A 20,051-nucleotide genomic window follows, 5' to 3' on the forward strand; every position below is an offset into this window, starting at 1 on the left:
TTCGCGGTTCTTCTTCTACCCAACCTTCAAATCCGTCATCTCGCCTGAATCCCGCTCAACAGCACATCCATCACCTGCGCAGCCGTCGCCTTCGAATCATAGACCCGCCCCGTAAACACAGCGGAACTCAACAGCTCATCAATCGCACCGAACATGCAGTGAGCCACCACGCCATCCGAAACATCGCGCCGAAAGATCCCCTCCTGCTGCCCCCTCCGCACCACCTCGCGCACCACCTGGATGTACTTCACCAGATGATGATGCGAGAACTCCGCGATGAACCTCGCACTCTGCCGCACCTCGGTCTGCATCAGCACCGCCATACTGCGATTCACCGCATGGCTCTCCAGATGAACCTGCGCGATATATTCCAACTGCTCGCGAGGCCCATGCAGCGTCTTGAACTCCTCCTCCACCTGCCGATGAAACTTATCGAAGGTCGAGTCGATCGCCGTCCGCAGCACGTCATCCTTACTCTTGAAGTAGAGATAGATCGTCCCATCCGCCACCCCGGCGCGCTTCGCAATCGCACTCACCGGCGAGCTGAAATAGCCATGCTCGGCGATCACCTCCACCGCCGCATCCAGAATGCGCTGATATTTTTCGCTTCCGGGTCCCGTTGCCGGCACATCTGCCTTGATCGAATCAGGCCTCGTCTTCTTCGCTAATCGTTTCAGTCCAGGCCTCAAACCGGAAATCTCCGGTGCCGCCACTCTAATGAATCCACACGACTTTGCCAAGAATGAATTACGATTCATTCCCCCAAAATGAATCTTTATGCACTCCCTGTCTGACCGAAGCGCCTCACTGAAGCGAATCAACGAAGCCAAGCCGCAATCCAACCAGTCGCCATCTCACGCTGCTGCGGCGCGCCATCCCACACCGCAGCCTGATCAGCGCCTAAGCTTGAGGACGCGGAGTCAACCGAATGAACCCCGCAGCCCGCGCTGGCCAATCCGCCAGCATCGCCTGCCCCAGCCCACTCCCCGACTCCTTCACATGCTCAGCAATCAAAGCCCGCAGACTCTCCTGCGCTTCAACTCCAATAGCATTAAACGGCTCAGCGTCAATGAACTCCGGATGATACCTCGGCCCCGACACGAAGGAGCCGTCAGCATCAAGAACCCATGCCAGGCCACCCGTCATCCCCGCGCCAAAGTTGATCCCAACCCGGCCAAGAATCGCCACCACACCACCGGTCATATACTCGCACCCGTGGTCGCCAACGCCCTCGACGACGGCAATCGCACCGGAGTTACGAACTGCAAACCGCTCTCCGGCACGCCCCGCCGCGAACAACTTTCCGGACGTCGCGCCATAGAGAGCGACATTGCCAAGAATCACATGCTTCCCGCTATCCTTCGCCGCCAGACCACGCGCCCGAATCACAAGCTCACCGCCCGACAGACCCTTCCCAACAAAATCGTTCGCCTGTCCATCCAGCACCAGCTTCATCCCATCCACAGTGAACGCGCCGAACGACTGTCCCGCCGTTCCCGTTAGATTGAACGTAATATTCGCCGCAAGCTCTCCCTGCGCTCGACGCAGCGCCAACTCGCCAGCCAATCGAGAACCCACAGCCCGATCAGAGTTAGCGATCTTCGAGTCCACCACAAACGGCTCTCCAGCATCCGTTGCAGTCATAGCTGGCGCAACCCAAGCTTCATCGAGCGGTGGCCCCGCAACCGGCTGTGTATTTCGCACACCCATAAACCGGCTCGACCCATCCGACACCCTCGCCAGCATCGGCTGCAGATCAAGATTCCCATCGAACCGAACCTGCTCCAACAGGTCCGAGCGCCCAATCGCCGCCTCAATCGAAGGCAGCCCATAACGAGCCAGCAAATGCTGCAAATCCCCCGAAAGCTGCTCGAAGAACCGAACCACATGCTCCGGCTTCCCACGGAACTTCGCCCTCAGCTCCGGTTTCTGCGTCGCAATCCCAGTCGGACAGGTATTCAAATGACATTGCCGCGCCATATCGCAGCCCAGCACCACCAGCACCGCCGTGCCAAACGCATACTCATCCGCGCCCAGCAGCGCCGCAATCAAAATATCCCGCGCCGTAGCCAGCCCGCCGTCGGTTCGCAACCTCACGCGTCCGCGCATGCCATTCTGCATCAGCACCTGCTGCGCCTCTGCAAGCCCCAGCTCCCACGGATTCCCCGCATACTTGATGCTCGAAAGCGCCGCCGCACCAGTTCCGCCAGTATTCCCAGCGATCACGATGTAGTCCGCATACGCCTTCGCGACGCCGGCAGCAACCGTACCCACACCACAACCCGACACCAGCTTCACGCCAATTGCAGCCTTCGGGTTCACTCGCTTCAGGTCGTAGATCAGCTGTGCCAGATCTTCAATCGAATAAATGTCATGATGCGGCGGCGGCGAGATCAGCGCCACCCCCGGCTGCGCATGACGCAATCGCGCAATCAGCCCGCTCACCTTGTGCCCAGGCAGCTGTCCACCCTCGCCAGGCTTCGCTCCCTGCGCTACCTTGATCTCAATCTCCTCAGCGTGCACGAGATACTCCGCCGTAACGCCAAACCGCCCCGACGCAATCTGCTTGATCTTGTTGTTCAGGTTCACATGCACCGCAGGCGCTTCCACCGCAGCCTCGGCCACCGCAGCGCCTCCGCCCGACCGAGCCGCAAGGCTCATTCCTCCACCCGCATCGACCCTCTCCGCGCTCTCAGGATGCACCCTATAAACCGCCGAGTCCTCGCCACCTTCGCCAGTATTCGACCGGCCGCCCAGCATATTCATCGCAGCCGTAATCGTTTGGTGAGCCTCCGGGCTCAAAGAACCAAGCGACATCGCGCTGGCCACAAATCGCTTGCACAAATTCGCAGGCGTCTCCACATCATTCAACGCCAGCTCAGGCCCCGCCGGACGAATCTCCAGCAGATCCCGCAACACCGCAGGATCCCGCGCAATCACATCCCGTGTATAGATCGCGAACGCACCCGCAGGGTCCGTAGGCTGCGGCACATTCCGCGCACTCCCCACCACCGACTGCAACGCCTTCACCGTCGGCGGCTGCCACGCATGAGGCTCCGAGACATCCGCCTTCCGGAATCGCACCCACCCATAATCCGGCAGATCCGCCGAAGCCGCAGCCTCACCCGGCGTCCACGTATGCCGCAACTGCCGCTCCACCTCGGCAAATCCCACACCAGACAACGGAGCCGGCGTCCCGTAAAAGCACCGCGCCACCACACTCGAGTGCAAGCCGAGAATGTCGAACAGATGTGCCCCACGGTAGCTGTCCACCACCGAGATCCCCATCTTCGACATCACCTTCGCGAGCCCTGCATCGAGCGACTTCATCATCTTCCGCTCAGCATCCGCCGCATCAGTACCAGCAGGCGCAAGACTCCTGCCCGTCTCCAGCGCAAGCCAAGGACAAACCGCTCCAGCACCATAACCAATCAGCACAGCTGCATGATGAATGTCCCTGCAATCTCCCGCCTCAACAGCAAGCCCAGCCAGCGTACGCAGCCCAGCATCCACCAGCGCGTGATGAACGGCACCCGTAGCCATCGCCATCGGAATCGGCAGTCTCTCCGCACTCGCACTGCGATCAGAGAGCAAAAGAATCCGAGCCCCCTCACGCACCAGCTTGATCGCCTGCATGCACAGATCATCGATCCCCTGCGTCAGCGTCTTCTCCGCACCAAACACCGCCTGCAACTCCGCCAGCTTCAGCTCTTCCTTGTGCGGATACTCCCCCTTCCGCAGCGCCTCCACCTGCCCCAGCGTCAAAAATGGAGAAGGCAGAGAAACTCCGGGCAGCGGCGCATTTTTATCCAGCATGTGAGGCCAAGGCCCAAGCCGCGTATGCAGCGACACCACGCAGGACTCGCGCAGCGAATCAATCGGCGGATTGGTCACCTGCGCAAACCTCTGTCGAAAATACGCATAGATCGGACGCGGCGACCGGGCGAGAAACGCCAGCGGCGTATCATCCCCCATCGAATACACAGCGTCCTTGCCCTCCAGCGCCATCGGCTGCAAAATCATCTTCACGTCTTCGCGTGTATACCCAAATCCACGCTGCACCGCAGCCAGCGCACCCGAATCCACCGCCGGCGCCTCAGCCGCAATCAGCGGAGTATCTTCCACCAGCTTTGCGTAAGTCGCCCCCACGTCGAACAGCTCTAGCAACTCCTCATCCTCATAGATCTTGTGCCGCTCCAGGTCCACCAGCAGCATCTGCCCTGGCCCCAGCCGTCCGCTATGTGTCACCTCCTCCGGATCGAGATCCACCAACCCCGCCTCCGACCCAGCAACCACCAGCCCCGCGCTCGTTATCGCAAATCGACAAGGCCGCAGTCCATTCCGATCCAGCGCCGCACCCACCACGCGTCCATCGCTGAACGCCAGCGCAGCCGGACCATCCCACGGCTCCGCGCAATCCGTGTGGTATCGCAAAAAGGAAGACTCATGATGCCCCTCCGTCGCCGGCGGCAGCAGCATACGAACCGCCTCAGCCAGCGTCCTGCCATTCTGCGACAGCAGCTCCACCGCCTCATCAAGACTCGTAGAGTCCGTCCCATCCTTCGTCAACACCGGCTTGCACTCCACCGGCAGCGTCGAGTCGCGAGCGTCCATCCGCGCCCGGTTTCCCCACACCGTATTGATCTCGCCGTTATGCCCCAGCTTCCGCCCCGGCTGCGCCCGATGCCACGTCGGCAGCGTATTCGTCGCGTACCGCTGATGAAACACCGCGAACGGCGTAACGTAATCCTCCGAAGCCAAATCAGGATAAAAATCCCGCAGAAAAACCCCAGTACACATCGCCTTGTAAACAATCGTCTGCGACGACATCGAGCACACATACCCCGTCACATCGCCCTGCTCATGCGCCCGCTCAAACTGCTTCCGCGCAAGATACAGCCGCCGCTCCATCGTCTCCGGCTCGGCATCCGCCGCATCGACGATCAGCACCTGACGAATCTTCGGCATCGTCTCCAGCGCCGTCTGCCCCAGGTACTCGGTCCGCACCGGAACGTCGCGCCAACAAAGAATCTCAAAGTCATGAGACTGCAGGCACCGCTCCACAATCTCTTCCGCACGCGTCTCCGCCACCGGAATCAGCAGCATCCCCACACCCAGCAACTGTTTGTGGTCAATTGAAAGATTCGCAGCCTTCACCAGCAGCGACCGCGGAACCGCAGTCATCACGCCAACCCCGTCGCTGCTCTTCCCATCAGCCGCCGTCGCACCGCGATGCGCCAGCCGTCCCAGCGCCGTCAGCGCCTGCTCCAGGATTACATGCGAAGACGAAGCCTCCACCGAGGCAACAAAACCCACACCACAAGAGTCATGGTCAAAACGCGCGTCAAGAAGCGACGGCGATACCGCGGAAGACACACCCGCATCAAGGCGAGTTGGGGACAAACTAGCTGCCTGGGACCGTTCCATGCTTCACTATACGTCGCACCCGGCACCAAAATCCTGGTCGCGACCCTTCCTTTTTGTGTGGAGCGCGCATCAACGAAGAAACTGATGAGATAGCGCATGCATAAATATACACAAATAATGTATATTTATACAGAATGAGTTCATCTGCTAAATAGCGCGTCTACTAAATTGAGCCGCTGTTGACGACTTAACTACGGGAACACAGGTACAACAAAACTAATGAAGCAACAGCGTCACGCCGTAATTCGAGAACTGCTGGTAAAGACCGCAGTCACCAGCCAGGACGAGCTACGTCGAAAACTAGCCGGACGCGGATTTCATGTCACTCAAGCAACATTATCGCGCGATATCCATGAACTGAGATTAAATAAAGGACCAAACGGCTACTCGCTCCCCAACGGCAACGACTCCGACGACGACGCGCTCCCCGGAATCCGCGAGGTTCTCGAAAGCTTCGGCCTCGAAGTCCGCCAGGCCCTCAACCTCCTCGTCCTCGTCACCACCACCGGAAGCGCTCAACCCATCGCCGCCGGCATCGACTACGAAGACTGGCCCGAGGTCATAGGCACCATCGCCGGCGACGACACCGTCCTCATCATCTGCCCGGACGAGAAACAAGCAAACCTGTTGAAGACACGAATCGAAGACTACCTTGGCTAACTCAACCATCTCAAACATGACGAACGTACTCGATCAACCCGCCGCACGCACCACCGCGCCCCGCACTGCCATCGCCGGCATCGGCGGCTATGCAGGCGGCGAGCTCGCGCGCCTGCTCCTGCATCATCCCAGACTCCGCGGAACCGCACCCACGTTCCTCGGCCGCGCCGGCGAACCAGAGTCCACCACCCCGCACTCCCTCGAAGACATCCATCCCCAGCTTGCTGTCGCGGGCAAAGATCACGCCCACGAGATCCTCCCCTTCTCATGGGACCGCATCGTTGACTCCGGAACCGAAGTCCTCCTCCTCGCCACACCACACGAGCAGTCCCGTGAGTGGGTTCCCCAGGCCATCGAACGCGGCATCAAGGTCATCGACCTCAGCGGCGCATGGCGGCTCCAGCACCACGCCAATCGCGCCATCTACAAGCTGAAGGACACCAACGCAGACCACGCCGCACAGCTTCAATCAGAAGCCGTCTACGGCTGCCCCGAGCTTCACCGCGACGAGATCCGCAAAGCCCGTCTCGTCGCCAACCCCGGCTGCTACGCCACCTCCATCATCCTCGCCTTGGCCCCGCTTCTCCAGGCCGGCCTCGTCGACCTCGATCACGGCATCATCTGCGACGCAAAATCCGGAGTCAGCGGAGCAGGCAAAGCTCCCACCGCCAAGACCCACTTCATGTACGCAGCCGACAACTTCTCCGCCTACGCAGTCTTCGGCCACCGGCACACCGGAGAGTTACTGGAGCAGCTTCACATCACCTCGGATCAGATCCAGTTCACCCCGCATCTACTACCCATACCGCGCGGAATTCTGTCCACGATCTACCTCCGCCTCAAAACCAAAACCGAAGCCGCCGAAATCACCACCGTGCTGCAAAACTTCTATCGACACAGCCCGCTCGTCCGGCTTCGCAACACGCCGCACCTGCCCGAGATCCAACACATCGTGCGCACCAACTTCTGCGACCTCGGCTTTGCACTGGCCGCCGACGGGAAGCGTCTGATCCTGGTCTCCTGCCTCGACAATCTTTTAAAAGGAGCCTCCGGTCAGGCGGTTCAAAACCTCAACCTGATGTGCGGATGGAATGAAGAGGAGGGCTTGCTGTGAGATTTGTCGTCAAACTAGGCGGTGCCGCTCTCGAGGACAAGAAGATCCTCCACGCCTGCGGTAAAGCCATCGCCGACCTCGTCGCGGATGGCAATCAGGTCGCCGTCGTCCACGGTGGCGGCGTGCAGCTCACCCGCACCCTCGCCCAGATGGGCAAAAAGAGCGAGTTCATCTCCGGCCTCCGCATCACCGATGCCGAAACCCGCGACGCCGCACTCATGGTCCTCGCCGGCCGCGTCAACAAATCCCTCGTCGCCTCCATCGGCACGCACGGCCAGTCCGCCGTAGGCCTCTCCGGCGGCGACGGCCACGTATTCCGCGCTCGCAAGAAAAAAACCAACCCCGACCTCGGCTTCGTCGGCGAGATCGCCGCCATGGACCCCAAGTGGCTCGAGGCCATCTGGGCCATGGGCGCAGTCCCCGTCATCTCCTCCATCGCCCTCGGCTTCGACGGCGAGTACTACAACATCAACGCCGACGAGATGGCCGCCGCCTGCGCCATCGGCGCCAAGGCCGACACCCTCGTCTTCCTCACCGACGTCCCCGGCGTCAAAGGCGCCGACGGCAACGTCATGCGCTGGCTCACCCTCGCGCAGATCCCCGCCATGGAACAGGCGCAGGTCGTCTCCGGCGGCATGCTCCCCAAACTCAACGCCTGCCGCGACGCCCTCACTCACGGCGTCAAGCGCGTACGTATTCTTCCCGCAGAAGCAGCATCTCTACTACCTGACCTCGTCTCCACACGGGTCAACGACGGAACGGAGGTCATGGTCGCATGAACGCAGCACCGAACTTGCAATCCATCCAGGCAGCAGAAAAGAAGCTGCTCCTCAACACCTACGAGCGCAACCCCATCCTCTTCGTCAGCGGCGAGGGCGTTCACCTGCGCGACGAAAACGGCAACGACTACCTCGATCTCCTTAGCGGCATCGGCGTCTGCGGCCTCGGCTACGCACACCCCGCCGTCACAGAGGCCATCGCCGACCAGTCGAAACGCCTCCTCCACACCTCCAACCTCTTCTTCCACGAGCACACCGCAGAACTCGCCCTTCGCCTCACCGAGATCTCCGGCCTCGGCCGCGTCTTCTTCACCAACAGCGGCACCGAAGCCTGGGAGGCCGCCCTCAAGCTCTCCCGTGCCAACGCCGGCCGTCTCCGCGCCCAGGGCCGCACCATCGGCACAAAGTTCCTCGCCCTCGACCACAGCTTCCACGGCCGCACCATGGGCTCGGTCGCCACCACGGCCAAAGACAAGTACCGCGAGCCCTTCATGCCCGTCATGCCCGGCGTCGACTTCGTCCGCTTCAACGACGTAGCCGACCTCCGCGCAAAGTTCTCGAGCGAAGTCTGCGCCATCTGCATCGAGCCCATCCAGGGCGAAGGCGGCATCCACCCCGTCACCCAGGAGTTCTTCGCCGCAGCCCGAGCCCTCTGCGACTCCACCGGCGCCCTCCTCATCGCCGACGAGATCCAGTCCGGCATGGGCCGCACCGGCAAGTGGTTCGCCTACCAGCACTACGGTATCCTCCCCGACGTCACCACCCTGGCCAAGCCCATCGCCAACGGCATCCCCATGGGCGCGATGCTCTGCACAAACGCCGCTGCCGAGGCCATCACCCCCGGCATGCACGGCACCACCTTCGGCGGCAACCCACTCGCCTGTGCCGTAGCCATCGCCGTCATCGACACCATCAAACGCGACAACCTCCTCGCCCACATCAACGAAACCGGCGCCTACTTCCACGACCAGCTCACGCAGCTAGCCAAACGACACGACTGCATCACCGAAGTCCGCGGCAAAGGCCTCATGCTTGGGCTGGAGATCAACTCCGCCGACCTCGCCCAGCGCGTCGCCGCTCAGATGATGGAGCGCCGCATCATCATCAATCGCACCAGCGACACGGTCCTCCGTCTCCTCCCGCCCTTCCTTCTGGAGCGGCAACACGTCGACACCGCCATCAAAGCCTTCGACGAGATCTTCACTGCAGCACTGGCCGGCGCAGCACCGGCAGGAGAAAAATCTCATGGGTAGCAAAACCGTCATCATGACCTCAAAACCCGACACCGACGACCTCGTCCCCGCCCGCGCCCACGCCACCCTCGGCATCCAGTCCGACACCGCATTCAGCGAAGCCTCCAAGCGCCTGCACGGCCGCGACCTCTGCTCCATCGCCGACCTCACCGTCGAGGAGATGGCCGCCATCATGGAGCTCGCCCACGCCGTCAAGAACAACCCCGAAGACTTCCGCCACGCCCTCGACGCGCGCCAGATGGTCATGTTCTTCGAGAAGGCCTCCCTCCGCACTCGCCTCACCTTCGAGACCGCCATCAACACCCTCGGCGGCAACGCCATCTTCGTCGACCAGACCCAATCCCCCCTCGGCGAGCGCGAGTCCCTCGCCGACATGGCCCACAACATCGAGCGCTGGATGTCCATCATGGTCCTCCGCACCTACGCCCACGACACCATCACCGAGATCGCCGCCTGCTCCAAGATCCCCGTCATCAACGCCCTCTCCGATCTCGAGCACCCCTGCCAGGCCATCGCCGACTTCTTCACCCTCGAGGAGCGCTTCGGCTCCGCAGAGGGCCTTCACTTCACCTACATCGGCGACGGCAACAACGTCTGCCACTCCCTCATGCTCACCGCCGCTCAACTCGGCGCCCACTGCACTGTAGCCACCCCCAAAGGCTTCGCGCCCAAACTCGAAATCATCCACAAAGCCATCGAGATCGCCGAGACCACCGGCGGCAGCATCACCCTCATGCACGACCCCGTCAAAGCCGTCACCGGAGCCGACGCCGTCTACACCGACGTATGCACCTCCATGGGCTTCGAGCACGAAGCCACCAAGCGCGCCCCCATCTTCAAGCCCTACCAGGTCAACGAAGGCCTCATGGCCCACGCGCAAGCCGACGCCGTCTTCATGCACTGCCTCCCCGCGCATCGCAACGCCGAAGTCACCGACGCCGTCCTCGACGGCCCCCAATCCGTAGTCTTCGACCAGGCCGAAAACCGCATGCACGCCCAAAAAGCCATCCTGCTCATGCTCCTCGGCGGAGCAAAGCGCACCACCAATAGCCGCAACCGCGGAACCCAACCCCGCAAACGCAGCTAAATCAATTCGCCAAGGCACTGATGAACAGTAGAGGCGTTAACAAATGATCAAGATCGTTAAACTCCTCAAAAGGTATGTGGTTTTTGGGGTTGTATTAACACTTTTAAGTTTTTCAATAATTGGATGCGAGTATTTTCCTGAGTCAACATTCGAATTAGCGAATGAGTCGAGGCTGCCAAAATGGGTTAACCTCCCACCGGAACTTACACGCGCCAATGCTTCGCTTACTATGAACTATTACTCTGTGCCATGGCGCAAAGCGCAATTTATATTGCGAGATAAAAATGGACATACTCTGAAGAAAGAAAATGGCGAGATGAGATGCAGAGCGCCTTTCGAGCTAAAAAATCCCCCACAAGGATTTCCCTCTGGGTACCCGGCTTATGAAGCAATTAGTGTCAACGGCATAACAGAAATCATCGAACATAAAAAGATGGAGCCGATATTTTATGTAACGGATGACAGCGCTGTTTGGAAACAATATGAGTCGCTTGGTTGCTAGCTAAGCGCTACGGAACTCGTCTTAACCCGCTGAGTTTACCTCCAGCTAAACCTAGTACTGAGGTCCGCCCCACATGTCCGTAATTCTAGAAACCCTCCCCCTCGGCCAAAAAGTCGGCATAGCCTTCTCCGGCGGCCTCGACACCAGCGCCGCGCTTCACTGGATGAAGCAAAAAGGCGCCATTCCATACGCCTACACCGCCAACCTAGGCCAGCCCGACGAAGCCGACTACGACGAGATCCCCCGCAAAGCCCTCGAGTACGGCGCCGAAAAGGCCCGCCTCATCGACTGCCGCGGCCCCCTCGTCCGCGAAGGCATCGCCGCCCTCCAGTCCGGCGCCTTCCACATCACCACCGCCGGCGTCACCTACTTCAACACCACCCCCATAGGCCGCGCCGTCACCGGCACCATGCTCGTCACCGCCATGAAGGAAGACGACGTCAACATCTGGGGCGACGGCTCCACCTTCAAAGGCAACGACATCGAGCGCTTCTACCGCTACGGCCTCCTCGTCAACCCCGACCTCAAGGTCTACAAGCCCTGGCTCGACCCCACCTTCATCGACGAGCTAGGCGGCCGCGCCGAGATGTCCGCCTTCATGACCAAGGCCGGCTTCGGCTACAAGATGTCCGCTGAAAAGGCCTACTCCACCGACTCCAACATCCTCGGCGCAACCCACGAAGCCAAGGACCTCGAGCTCCTCACCACCAGCATGAAGATCGTCGCCCCCATCATGGGCACCGCCTTCTGGCGAGACGACGTCACCATCAAACCCGAAGAGATCACCATCCGCTTCGAAGAAGGCTTCCCCGTCGCCCTCAACGGCAAAGAGCTCTCCGACCCCGTAGCCCTCATGCTCGAAGCCAACGCGATCGGCGGCCGCCACGGCCTCGGCATGAGCGACCAGATCGAAAACCGCATCATCGAAGCCAAGAGCCGCGGCATCTACGAGTCCCCCGGCCTCGCTCTCCTCTTCATCGCCTACGAGCGCCTCATCACCGGCATTCACAACGAGGACACCATCGAGCAGTACCGCGACAGCGGCCGCAAGCTAGGCCGACTCCTCTACCAGGGCCGCTGGTTCGATCCCCAGGCCATCATGCTCCGCGAAGCCGCCCAGCGCTGGGTCGCCAAACCTGTAACCGGAGAAGTTACAATCGAACTCCGCCGCGGCAACGACTACTCCATCCTCAACACCGCATCGCCCAACCTGACCTTCCACCCCGAGCGCCTCACCATGGAAAAGGGCGAATCCACCTTCTCCCCCCGCGACCGCATCGGCCAACTCACCATGCGCAACCTAGACATCACCGACACCCGCGCCAAACTAATCACCTACGCCCAAACCGGCCTAATCACCCTAAGCAAAGGCTCCGAAATGCCCCAACTCACCACCACCAAGGAACCCAAGGAGTAGCCACCAATTCTTTCGCAAGATACTTTTGTTGTCGTTTCTTTTTGTTGTCATTCCCGAAGGGAATCTGCGTTTCGCTAGTCAAGCCACAGACACAACAGAAAGCACAATGCCAAAACGCGAATACCAATTCTGGCTCTACATTCTCTCCAACCGCTCCCACATTCTCTACATTGGCGTCACCAACAACCTTCGCAAAAGAATCTATCAACACCGCAAAGAAGCGCCAAGCAGCTTCACATCACGCTATAAAGTCACCCGGCTCGTTTTCTTCGAGCGTCATCAGTACATCAATAACGCCATCGCTCGTGAGAAGGAACTCAAGCATTGGACACGGACACAGAAAATCGCTTTGATTGAAAAGACGAACCCAACTTGGGAAGAACTGATGCCAGACGAGTCAGGAGAGCCCGCAGCTAAAGAGACTAAGCCGCAATGTCAGAGAGCCAACAACCTGCCCTGAAAACTGTCTACGTTAAGCTTTTCGAAGAAGCAGTAGATGTGATTCGGCCAACGTCTGCGGTCTCACTCGGCCAAGGCAAATACCAGTTGCTACCACCTGATAACTACGACCCCGAAGATGAGCACTGGGAATTCGTTCCGGGAAGCATAGTCGAAGTAGTAAGAACAACCATTGACGGCAAATTGATCCTGCTGGCCATCTCGCTCGCAAAAGAGAATTTCAAGGATAACGATGTCTAACAACGAACAACCAACCAAAATGTGGTCCGGCCGCTTCCGCGAACCACTCGACCCCACCTTCGAATCCTGGCAGCGCTCCTTTCCCTTCGACTGGCGGCTAGTCCCCTACGAAGTAGAAGCCAGCATAGCCCACGCCCGAGCCATCCAAGCCGCAGGCATCCTCACCAGCGAAGAGCTCCTGCAAATGGAAGAAGGCCTCCGCGCTATAGCCCAGCAGCATTCCGAACAAGGCGAAGCCATCGTCACCGCCACCCCCCAGGCCGAAGACGTCCACCACTACGTCGAACTCGAACTCACCAAACAAATCGGCGACCTGGCCCTCAAGCTACACACCGGCCGCAGCCGCAACGAGCAGATCGCCACCGACATGCGCCTCTTCGTCCGCGAAGCCATCGACAACACACTCGCGGGCCTCACCGCATGGCGCAAAGCCTTGGTCGAACTAGCCGAGCAAGCAGGCGAAGCCACCATGCCCTCCTACACCCACCTCCAGCGCGCCGAACCCGTCCTCGTAGCCCACTGGCTCTTAGCCTACGTCAGCATGATCGAGCGCGACGCTAGCCGCCTCACCGACGCCCGCAAGCGCATGAACCTCTGCCCCCTCGGCTCCGGAGCAGTAGCAGGCGCAACCCTCGCCCTGGACCGCACCATCGCCGCCCGCGCCCTCGCTTTCGACGCGCCCACACCCAACAGCATGGACGCCACCAGCGACCGCGACTTCGCCCTCGAGTTCACTCAAGCCATCGCCACGCTAGGCATTCACATCTCCCGCTTCGCCGAAGAACTCACCCTCTACTCAACCGCAGAGTTCGGCTTCCTCGACCTCCCCGAGCGCTTCTCCACAGGCTCCAGCGCGATGCCGCAGAAGAAAAACCCCGACCTAACCGAACTCATCCGAGGTAAATCCGGCCGCCTGCTAGGCGCAGCCACAACACTAGCCACCCTCATCAAAGGCCTCCCACTCGCCTACAACAAAGATCTCCAAGAAGGCCAGGAGCCAGTCTTCGACGCAGCCGACACCATCGCCGGAATCCTAAGCGTCCTCCCCGCCTTCACCGCGTCCCTGAAATTCCGCTACGACGCCATGAAGATCGCCGCCCACTCCGGCTACCTCAACGCCATGGCCGCCGCAACCTATCTCACCGATAAGGGCATCCCCTTCCGCAAAGCACACGAGCACATCGGCAACGCCGTCCGCCTCGGCCTGGAAACCCAACGCGAACTCCAGCAACTTACCCTCGACGAACTCCGCACCATCTGCCCCCAGTTCGGCGACGACTTCTTCCAGGCCATCACTTTGGAAGCAACATTAGACTGCCACGACGTCATCGGAGGCACCGCCCGCCCCCGCGTCAAAACCGCCCTAACCGAAGCAAAGGCCCGTCTCACGGAGCACGCGTGATGACGAAGCCGGTTAAACCTCTTGCTTACCCAAAGAAGCTGGTTCAATCTCTCGCTTCCCCACGGATTCGTCATCTCGACCGAAGCAATAGACAGTTCCATCGTCTATTGCGTAGTGGAGAGACCCCCCGTATTTCGTCTTTTGCCGGGTGCCGGGTGCCACATATCTCGATTTTGAGATGTGGGCCTTCGCGCGAAGGCGCGAACCGCACTCCTCAACACCCGCACCAAACCGAATCCTCAAATCATCCAATACTCTGCGAAAATAAACCAAGGAGCCGAACACAGTTGCCCATCACCCCCCTGATGACCGTGAGTGAATCTACCTCCTCATCCCGCCTCCGCGTAGGTGGCGCCACCGTGCGCAAAGCCAAACTCCCCGACGCAGTCGCCATCTTCGACCTCGTCAACTCCCTCTCCGGCGACGGCACCCTCCTCCGCCGCAACTACGCCGAGATCTGCGAGAACATCCGCGACTTCGCCGTAGCCGAATCCCCCGTCGACGGAGACTCAGGCGGCGTCTTCCTCGGCTGCGGCGCCCTCCACCTCTACGGCCCCCACCTCGCCGAGGTCCGCTCCATCGTCGTCAAGCCCGAAGCAAAAGGCCAGGGCGCAGGCGGCCGCCTCCTCCGCGCGCTCCTCGAAGAAGCCGAAGAGCAAAAGGTCACCGCCGTCTGCCTCTTCACCCGCATCCCGGACTTCTTCTTCCACTTCGGCTTCCGCGTCGTCGACCGCACCACGCTGCCCGACAAGATCTACAAAGACTGCCAAACCTGCCCGCGCCTCTACGCCTGCGACGAAGTCGCGATGGTCCGCGGCCCCCTGCCAAAGATCGCCGTCCTCGGCCCATCACGCATCGCCCAGCCCGAACTAGTCAAGCTCCAGACCGGCGTAATCTCCCAGGGAAATTAGCTGAAAAGAAGATGTCCTGCCGGACGGGCCCACTGCGCGTGGAGCGGTCACTTCGTGACGTGTGTACCTTCTTGGTAATTGAAGTGGAGTGGTCCTCCCGTTGGTCGGAATCATCTTCCTCCGACCAACGGGAGGACCATGCGAAGCTCTAAAAAGGCGTGCGAACGCCCGCCCCACGCGCAGTGGGCCCGTCCGGCAGGACAGCTCTTTCAAACACTCAAAAAATAAATCTCAAAACCGTGGCGCATTTTTCGCCCCTCAAAAACGATCTGCTAAAACACCACGTCCACCATGCTTAAACACCACGTTTCACCACCCAAAACACCACGCTACGCACCCACTTTTCTCAAAATACCCCTGTAAAAACCCCAAATCACCACGCCAGAAAAAAAATCCCTCACCAGGCGTGATAAAAACCATCCCGCTCCGAAAGCTGAACCTCCGTCTTAAACAAATCACTCAACCTCTCCGCCGTAAGCAACTCCGCCTTCGACCCATCCGCGACAATCCGCCCCTCCCGCATCATCAAAATCCGGTCAATCTCCGGCGGAATATCCGCAATATGATGGGTAATCAGCATGATCCCAGTCCCCTGCTGCGCCAGCCGCCGCATCAACCCCCGCAGCTCCGCCTGGGCCGCCAGATCCAGCGCATTCGAAGGCTCATCCAGCAGCAACATCCCCGCCGACCCCACTAGCGCCCGCCCTATCATAATCCGTCTCTGCTGCCCCGCCGACATCTCCCCCACCAGCTTCTCCGCAAACCCCACCGCATCAATCTGCCGCAGCACCACCTCCGCATGAACCCGCATAGAATCCGTCACCAAAAGATTCGGCCACAGCGTACTACTAGAAAAAAAGCCAGTAATCACCGCATCCCGGCCGCTAGTCTTCAGCGTCTGCTTCCCCGGCAACTCTGCCGAAACCACACCCAGCCGCTTCTTCAACTCCGTAAGATCCCACCGCTCGCGCCCAAAGATCCTGACCTTCATCTCCGGGTGCACCACCGGATAACACTCGCAAGTAATCGTCTTGATCAGCGTCGACTTGCCACACCCATTCGGGCCAAGAATCGCGATGTGCTCCCCAGCATTGACCGACAGGTTGATATCGTGAAGAACAACATTCTCTCCGCGGGCTACGTTGACGTGGGCGAGATGAAGAAAAGGTTCTACTAGGTTCCCTTGCATAGCTTCAGAATATAGAGAGAGCCACTAACTTATGCATCACTCGACCGTTCCTTATGCTCGAATTGCAAGTCCGTAACCCTGTGTCAGTTTTGACATCTGATGAAACAACATAGTCTCGAACGCTGCGTACAAAAAAGGAGCGGAAAACGGAATGGCAGAAGAATCAGAGTTTGCTGACGAGCGCCTAGCCTACGCCCTGCTGCGCATGGTGGTCGGCATAAATCTGATGATGCACGGCGTAAGCCGCATGATCGCTGGTCCAGGAGAGTTCGCAGCGAAACTCGTCATGCAGTTCGGCCATGCGCCACTTCCTGCATGGAGCGTATGGTTCTTCGGCTTAATCCTGCCCACCATCGAATCTCTCTTAGGTCTCCTCGTTCTCATCGGCCTGAGAACCCGAGCAGCGCTCATCGCCGCAAGTCTCCTCATCGCCGTGCTGACGTTTGGATCGGCTCTTCTGCAGGACTGGGCCGCCGCAGGAACCCAACTCACCTGCGCACTGATCTACTCCGCGCTAATCTTTCTACACCGCTACAACGGATACTCGATCGACTCCTGGATGAAGAGCCGTTAGCCTCTTCGTTCCACCAGCAACGGAACTCCATGTTTTGGCCGAAGGCTGATCGCAGGATTAAGCGCGATCTCAGCTGATCCCTCGGGCAGACTAAGCCGCCAGTCACGAACGATCGTAACCAAAGACAGCACTCCCTCCATCCAGGCCAACCCTTCGCCGATGCACTGCCGGCTTCCCGCCGCAAACGGAAAGAAGGCGAATCGTGGCCGTGGTCTGGCAGTCTCTCTTTTATCAACGGCAAAACGATCAGGATCGAAGCGAAGCGGGTCAGCGTAAAAGCGCGGGTCCCGGTGAACGACGAACTGCGGCGCGACAAGCACAGCGCCTTTAGCAATCGCATAGCCGGCAATCTCATAAGGCTCGACACAGGTACGAGCCGTCACCCACACGGGAGGGTAAAGCCGCATGGTCTCCGAGAAGACCTGAGTAGCATAAGGCAGACGCGAGTAGTCCTCCGCTGTCGACGTTCGGTCGCCAAGAACCGTGCGTGCCTCCTGCCACAGACGTGTCTGCACCTCTGGATGTTTCGCGATCAGCCATAACGCGAAGCTCAGAGCATTCGCAATAGTCTCATGGCCCGCAAGCATAATCGTCAGGCACTCGTCATGCACCTGTTGATCCGACATACGGCCGCTGGAGTCATCTACATCCACTGCTTCAAGCAACATGGAAAGAAGGTCGCCTCGATCTCCCGGCGACCGGCGTCGCTCCCGAATCATTCCATAGATAATGGCGTCGAGGTCAGCCTGTCCCTTGCGAATCCGTTTCATGGCAGGCAGAGGCAATCGTTGAATCTGTTCAGAAAAAGGCAGAATAGCCAGTGGAAGAAATCCCATGAACGCATCGACCGCCGTCGAAACCTTCTTCACCTCTTCGTGCGACTGAACGTCCAGATCGAACAGGCACTTGCCGACGATCCGCAGTGCCAACTCCAGCATATCTTCGTGCACATCACGAACTGAGCCCCGCTTCCAACTCTCTGAGATCCCCGCAGCATTTTGCCCAATCACCTCGCCATACGCCGCAATACGTTGACGCAGGAATGCTGGCTGCGCAAGCCTCCGTTGACGCATATGCAGTGGTTCCTCACTGGTCAGCAAGCCCTCACCCAGCACGATCTTCGCCCGCTGCATCACAATGCCGCGATGATGCTTGTTCGCATCTTTGAGAAGGAAATCCTCAACTAGCTCAGGGTGATTCAATTGGTAGATATGCCGTCCAAAGACGGTGTAGTGGACCAAGTCACCATAACGACGCGCAGACTCCGTCATAGACTCCACCGCCGTCTGTCGAAACATGCGCCCAGAGACAAATCGTGGAAGAAAAGAAGGACCGGCAGGGTATCTCTTCGAGCGTCCAGGATGAATATCGAGTGCGACCGTAGTCATTCGGACCTCTACATGAGTTTAGACTCACCCAGCCATACTTCCGGCATCGGGGCCCAAATGACTTTGATCTGTTGGAAGAGATGCTGATCAAGCATCTATCGCCAAATCTTCTAACCGCAATTACATCCCCTTCAGAATCGAACCCACAATACCGCCGACAACCCCGCCCTCAGCAGCCTGCTGCGCGCGCTCCTTCGGCAGGTACTCCTGAATCTGATGTGCAAGCCGCGAGATCGGCAGAGTCTGCAACCACACACGACCGGGACCTGTAAGCGCCGCAAGAAAGACACCATCGCCGCCAAAGATCAGATTCTTGATGCCAGGTACGCGCTGAATCTGAAATGAAACGGTAGACTGAAACGCGCCCACATGACCGGGATGAACCCGCAGCGTCTCACCGGGAGCAAGATCCTTGATCACAAGTTCCCCAGAGAGCTCAAGCCACGCAATGCCCTGTCCGCTGATCTTCTGCAATAAAAATCCGTCACCACCGAAGATCCCCGCGCCAAGCGACTGCTGAAAACCAACCCCCAGCTCGATGGCCGCGGTAGCGCAGAGAAAACCATGCCGGTGAACGAGGTACTCATGCGCCGGACCAACCTCCACAGGCACAATGTGTCCTGGCACCCGCGTCGCGAACGCAACCTCGCCGGCGCCGCCAATAGCGCGGTACTCCGTCATGAACAGCGATCCGCCTCCGGCCACCCTCGCGATAGCGCCAAAGAAACCACCGCCACCGGCATGTTGAGTGTGCGTAGTCATCTGAACTGAAGCAGTCATCCACGAGAGTTCTCCCGCCTCCGAGATGACCGCGTCATTCGGGCCAAGGGCAAACTCCAGAACGGGCATGGTAGTGCCAAGAATGCGACTTTGCATAAGATCTCCTGATACCGCAACGCAACAAGTATACGTGGGTGGCGAACCTTCCCTTATTCGGACAGTTCTTAGCCTGGTTTGCGCGAAAAGCCCGTACGAAACAACACCTCGAGAATCCGAACCGCAGCCTTCATACTAGCCTTCACATCACCCGAAACCTTGGAGGTCCCTCCCCTGCGCTTGCGATAATCAACCGGAATCTCCCGAATGCGAAGCTTATTCCGCGCAGCACGAATCTGCATCTCGAGATTCCATCCATAGGTCAACTCTGACATTTGTAACTCGTTAAGTGACGTTCTGCGAATTGCCCGAAAAGGCCCCATATCGGTATATCGAACACCTTGTAAGACGCGTAAGAGAGCTCCGACCAGGTGAGCAGCAAAAACCTGTGAACCGAGCATCGACCCCGCCTCGCGCCTGCCACGAATACGCGATCCAAGAACGAAGTCCACATCGCCGGCCTCTATCGGAGCCACCAGCCTTGGCAGGTCCGCAATAACATCGGAGCCATCACCGTCCATATAGACCAGAATAGTGCTCGAAGATATTGCCGCATCGCCCCCCGCTTTACACGCCGCTCCGTATCCACATGGAGACCGGACAACACGCGCACCCGCAGCCTCGGCAATCGTAGCAGTCTCGTCAGTGCTCCCATTGTCGACGACGATACATTCGGCGATAAGCTGCCAGGGCATCTCAGAAACAACAGAGCCTATCGATTCGGCTTCATTCAGTGCGGGAATAATGACAGATATTTGTGGTGGCATCCTGAT

General features: G+C 59.4%; 18 protein-coding genes. 12 read left to right on the forward strand and 6 right to left on the reverse strand.

All coding sequences use genetic code 11. The features are described 5' to 3' along the window. Positions 1–35: 35 nt before the first annotated feature. Together HDF09_RS03620 and HDF09_RS03625 are read right to left on the reverse strand one after the other, a co-directional pair. Complete coding sequence (locus HDF09_RS03620) at positions 36–689, reverse strand: TetR/AcrR family transcriptional regulator (protein WP_183761563.1); 654 nt, start codon at positions 687–689, stop codon at positions 36–38. Between the two features lie 211 nt (positions 690–900). Next, positions 901–5,316 carry a glutamate synthase-related protein gene (locus tag HDF09_RS03625; RefSeq protein ID WP_311718575.1) on the reverse strand — a complete coding sequence of 1,472 codons (4,416 nt, stop codon included), beginning with the start codon at positions 5,314–5,316 and terminating at the stop codon, positions 901–903. 330 nt (positions 5,317–5,646) lie between these two features. On the opposite strand from HDF09_RS03625, the gene HDF09_RS03630 reads away from it, so the two are divergent. The 11 genes from HDF09_RS03630 (at position 5,647) to HDF09_RS03680 (ending at position 15,251) form a co-directional block, all read left to right on the forward strand. Continuing rightward, on the forward strand, positions 5,647–6,087 hold the full coding sequence (locus HDF09_RS03630) for an arginine repressor (RefSeq protein ID WP_183761568.1): 441 nt from the start codon (positions 5,647–5,649) through the stop codon (positions 6,085–6,087). Beyond that, entirely contained in the window at positions 6,080–7,201 is a 1,122-nt protein-coding gene (gene argC / locus HDF09_RS03635; RefSeq protein WP_260180903.1) for an N-acetyl-gamma-glutamyl-phosphate reductase, read from the forward strand. The genes HDF09_RS03630 and argC overlap by 8 nt, the downstream gene beginning before the upstream one ends. Next, positions 7,198–7,980 carry an acetylglutamate kinase gene (gene argB / locus HDF09_RS03640; RefSeq protein ID WP_183761571.1) on the forward strand — a complete coding sequence of 261 codons (783 nt, stop codon included), beginning with the start codon at positions 7,198–7,200 and terminating at the stop codon, positions 7,978–7,980. The genes argC and argB overlap by 4 nt, the downstream gene beginning before the upstream one ends. Further along, positions 7,977–9,233 (forward strand): aspartate aminotransferase family protein, encoded by a 1,257-nt coding sequence (locus tag HDF09_RS03645; RefSeq protein ID WP_183761574.1) that lies wholly within the window; start codon positions 7,977–7,979, stop codon positions 9,231–9,233. Before argB ends, HDF09_RS03645 begins: the two co-directional genes overlap by 4 nt. Then, complete coding sequence (argF, locus tag HDF09_RS03650) at positions 9,226–10,320, forward strand: ornithine carbamoyltransferase (RefSeq protein ID WP_183761577.1); 1,095 nt, start codon at positions 9,226–9,228, stop codon at positions 10,318–10,320. Before HDF09_RS03645 ends, argF begins: the two co-directional genes overlap by 8 nt. 43 nt (positions 10,321–10,363) lie before the next feature. Beyond that, positions 10,364–10,822, forward strand: a complete 459-nt coding sequence (locus tag HDF09_RS03655; RefSeq protein WP_183761580.1) for a hypothetical protein — start codon at positions 10,364–10,366, stop codon at positions 10,820–10,822. Positions 10,823–10,895: 73 nt separating this feature from the next. After that, positions 10,896–12,239 (forward strand): argininosuccinate synthase, encoded by a 1,344-nt coding sequence (argG, locus tag HDF09_RS03660; protein WP_183761583.1) that lies wholly within the window; start codon positions 10,896–10,898, stop codon positions 12,237–12,239. Between the two features lie 28 nt (positions 12,240–12,267). Next, positions 12,268–12,699, forward strand: coding sequence for a GIY-YIG nuclease family protein (locus HDF09_RS03665; RefSeq protein ID WP_260180904.1), 432 nt, complete (start codon positions 12,268–12,270; stop codon positions 12,697–12,699). Next, a complete protein-coding gene (locus tag HDF09_RS03670) occupies positions 12,672–12,938 on the forward strand; it encodes a hypothetical protein (protein WP_183761586.1) in 267 nt (88 codons plus the stop codon). The genes HDF09_RS03665 and HDF09_RS03670 overlap by 28 nt, the downstream gene beginning before the upstream one ends. After that, positions 12,931–14,340, forward strand: coding sequence for an argininosuccinate lyase (argH, locus tag HDF09_RS03675; RefSeq protein ID WP_183761589.1), 1,410 nt, complete (start codon positions 12,931–12,933; stop codon positions 14,338–14,340). The genes HDF09_RS03670 and argH overlap by 8 nt, the downstream gene beginning before the upstream one ends. Before the next feature lie 305 nt (positions 14,341–14,645). Next, positions 14,646–15,251 carry a GNAT family N-acetyltransferase gene (locus tag HDF09_RS03680; protein ID WP_183763287.1) on the forward strand — a complete coding sequence of 202 codons (606 nt, stop codon included), beginning with the start codon at positions 14,646–14,648 and terminating at the stop codon, positions 15,249–15,251. A 397-nt stretch (positions 15,252–15,648) separates the two neighbouring features. Here the strand turns inward: HDF09_RS03680 and HDF09_RS03685 are convergent, their stop codons facing one another. Next, the gene (locus HDF09_RS03685; RefSeq protein ID WP_183761605.1) at positions 15,649–16,440 is read right to left on the reverse strand and encodes an ABC transporter ATP-binding protein; all 792 of its coding nucleotides are present in this window, start codon (positions 16,438–16,440) and stop codon (positions 15,649–15,651) included. A gap of 151 nt (positions 16,441–16,591) precedes the next feature. Between HDF09_RS03685 and HDF09_RS03690 the strand changes: the two genes are divergently transcribed. Continuing rightward, positions 16,592–17,014, forward strand: coding sequence for a MauE/DoxX family redox-associated membrane protein (locus tag HDF09_RS03690; protein ID WP_183761610.1), 423 nt, complete (start codon positions 16,592–16,594; stop codon positions 17,012–17,014). Here the strand turns inward: HDF09_RS03690 and HDF09_RS03695 are convergent. The 3 genes from HDF09_RS03695 to HDF09_RS03705 form a co-directional block, all read right to left on the reverse strand. Next, on the reverse strand, positions 17,011–18,402 hold the full coding sequence (locus HDF09_RS03695) for a cytochrome P450 (protein WP_183761612.1): 1,392 nt from the start codon (positions 18,400–18,402) through the stop codon (positions 17,011–17,013). The genes HDF09_RS03690 and HDF09_RS03695 overlap by 4 nt on opposite strands. 120 nt (positions 18,403–18,522) lie before the next feature. Continuing rightward, a complete protein-coding gene (locus tag HDF09_RS03700; RefSeq protein WP_183761614.1) occupies positions 18,523–19,278 on the reverse strand; it encodes a TIGR00266 family protein in 756 nt (251 codons plus the stop codon). A 68-nt stretch (positions 19,279–19,346) separates the two neighbouring features. Then, the gene (locus HDF09_RS03705) at positions 19,347–20,045 is read right to left on the reverse strand and encodes a glycosyltransferase family 2 protein (RefSeq protein ID WP_183761616.1); all 699 of its coding nucleotides are present in this window, start codon (positions 20,043–20,045) and stop codon (positions 19,347–19,349) included. Between the last annotated feature and the right edge of the window lie 6 nt (positions 20,046–20,051).

The organism is Edaphobacter lichenicola (assembly GCF_014201315.1).
Taxonomy (GTDB): domain Bacteria; phylum Acidobacteriota; class Terriglobia; order Terriglobales; family Acidobacteriaceae; genus Edaphobacter; species Edaphobacter lichenicola_B.

Bases quoted from the DNA above. Each gene is read 5' to 3' on its own strand.
- HDF09_RS03645 (WP_183761574.1), top strand. From the start codon at position 7,977: ATGAACGCAGCACCGAACTTGCAATCCATCCAGGCAGCAGAAAAGAAG.
- HDF09_RS03680 (WP_183763287.1), top strand. From the start codon at position 14,646: ATGACCGTGAGTGAATCTACCTCCTCATCCCGCCTCCGCGTAGGTGGC.
- HDF09_RS03685 (WP_183761605.1), bottom strand. From the start codon at position 16,440: ATGCAAGGGAACCTAGTAGAACCTTTTCTTCATCTCGCCCACGTCAAC.
- HDF09_RS03705 (WP_183761616.1), bottom strand. From the start codon at position 20,045: ATGCCACCACAAATATCTGTCATTATTCCCGCACTGAATGAAGCCGAA.
- HDF09_RS03655 (WP_183761580.1), top strand. From the start codon at position 10,364: ATGATCAAGATCGTTAAACTCCTCAAAAGGTATGTGGTTTTTGGGGTT.
- HDF09_RS03690 (WP_183761610.1), top strand. From the start codon at position 16,592: ATGGCAGAAGAATCAGAGTTTGCTGACGAGCGCCTAGCCTACGCCCTG.
- HDF09_RS03630 (WP_183761568.1), top strand. From the start codon at position 5,647: ATGAAGCAACAGCGTCACGCCGTAATTCGAGAACTGCTGGTAAAGACC.
- argG (WP_183761583.1), top strand. From the start codon at position 10,896: ATGTCCGTAATTCTAGAAACCCTCCCCCTCGGCCAAAAAGTCGGCATA.
- HDF09_RS03670 (WP_183761586.1), top strand. From the start codon at position 12,672: ATGTCAGAGAGCCAACAACCTGCCCTGAAAACTGTCTACGTTAAGCTT.
- argF (WP_183761577.1), top strand. From the start codon at position 9,226: ATGGGTAGCAAAACCGTCATCATGACCTCAAAACCCGACACCGACGAC.
- argH (WP_183761589.1), top strand. From the start codon at position 12,931: ATGTCTAACAACGAACAACCAACCAAAATGTGGTCCGGCCGCTTCCGC.
- HDF09_RS03700 (WP_183761614.1), bottom strand. From the start codon at position 19,278: ATGCAAAGTCGCATTCTTGGCACTACCATGCCCGTTCTGGAGTTTGCC.
- HDF09_RS03695 (WP_183761612.1), bottom strand. From the start codon at position 18,402: ATGACTACGGTCGCACTCGATATTCATCCTGGACGCTCGAAGAGATAC.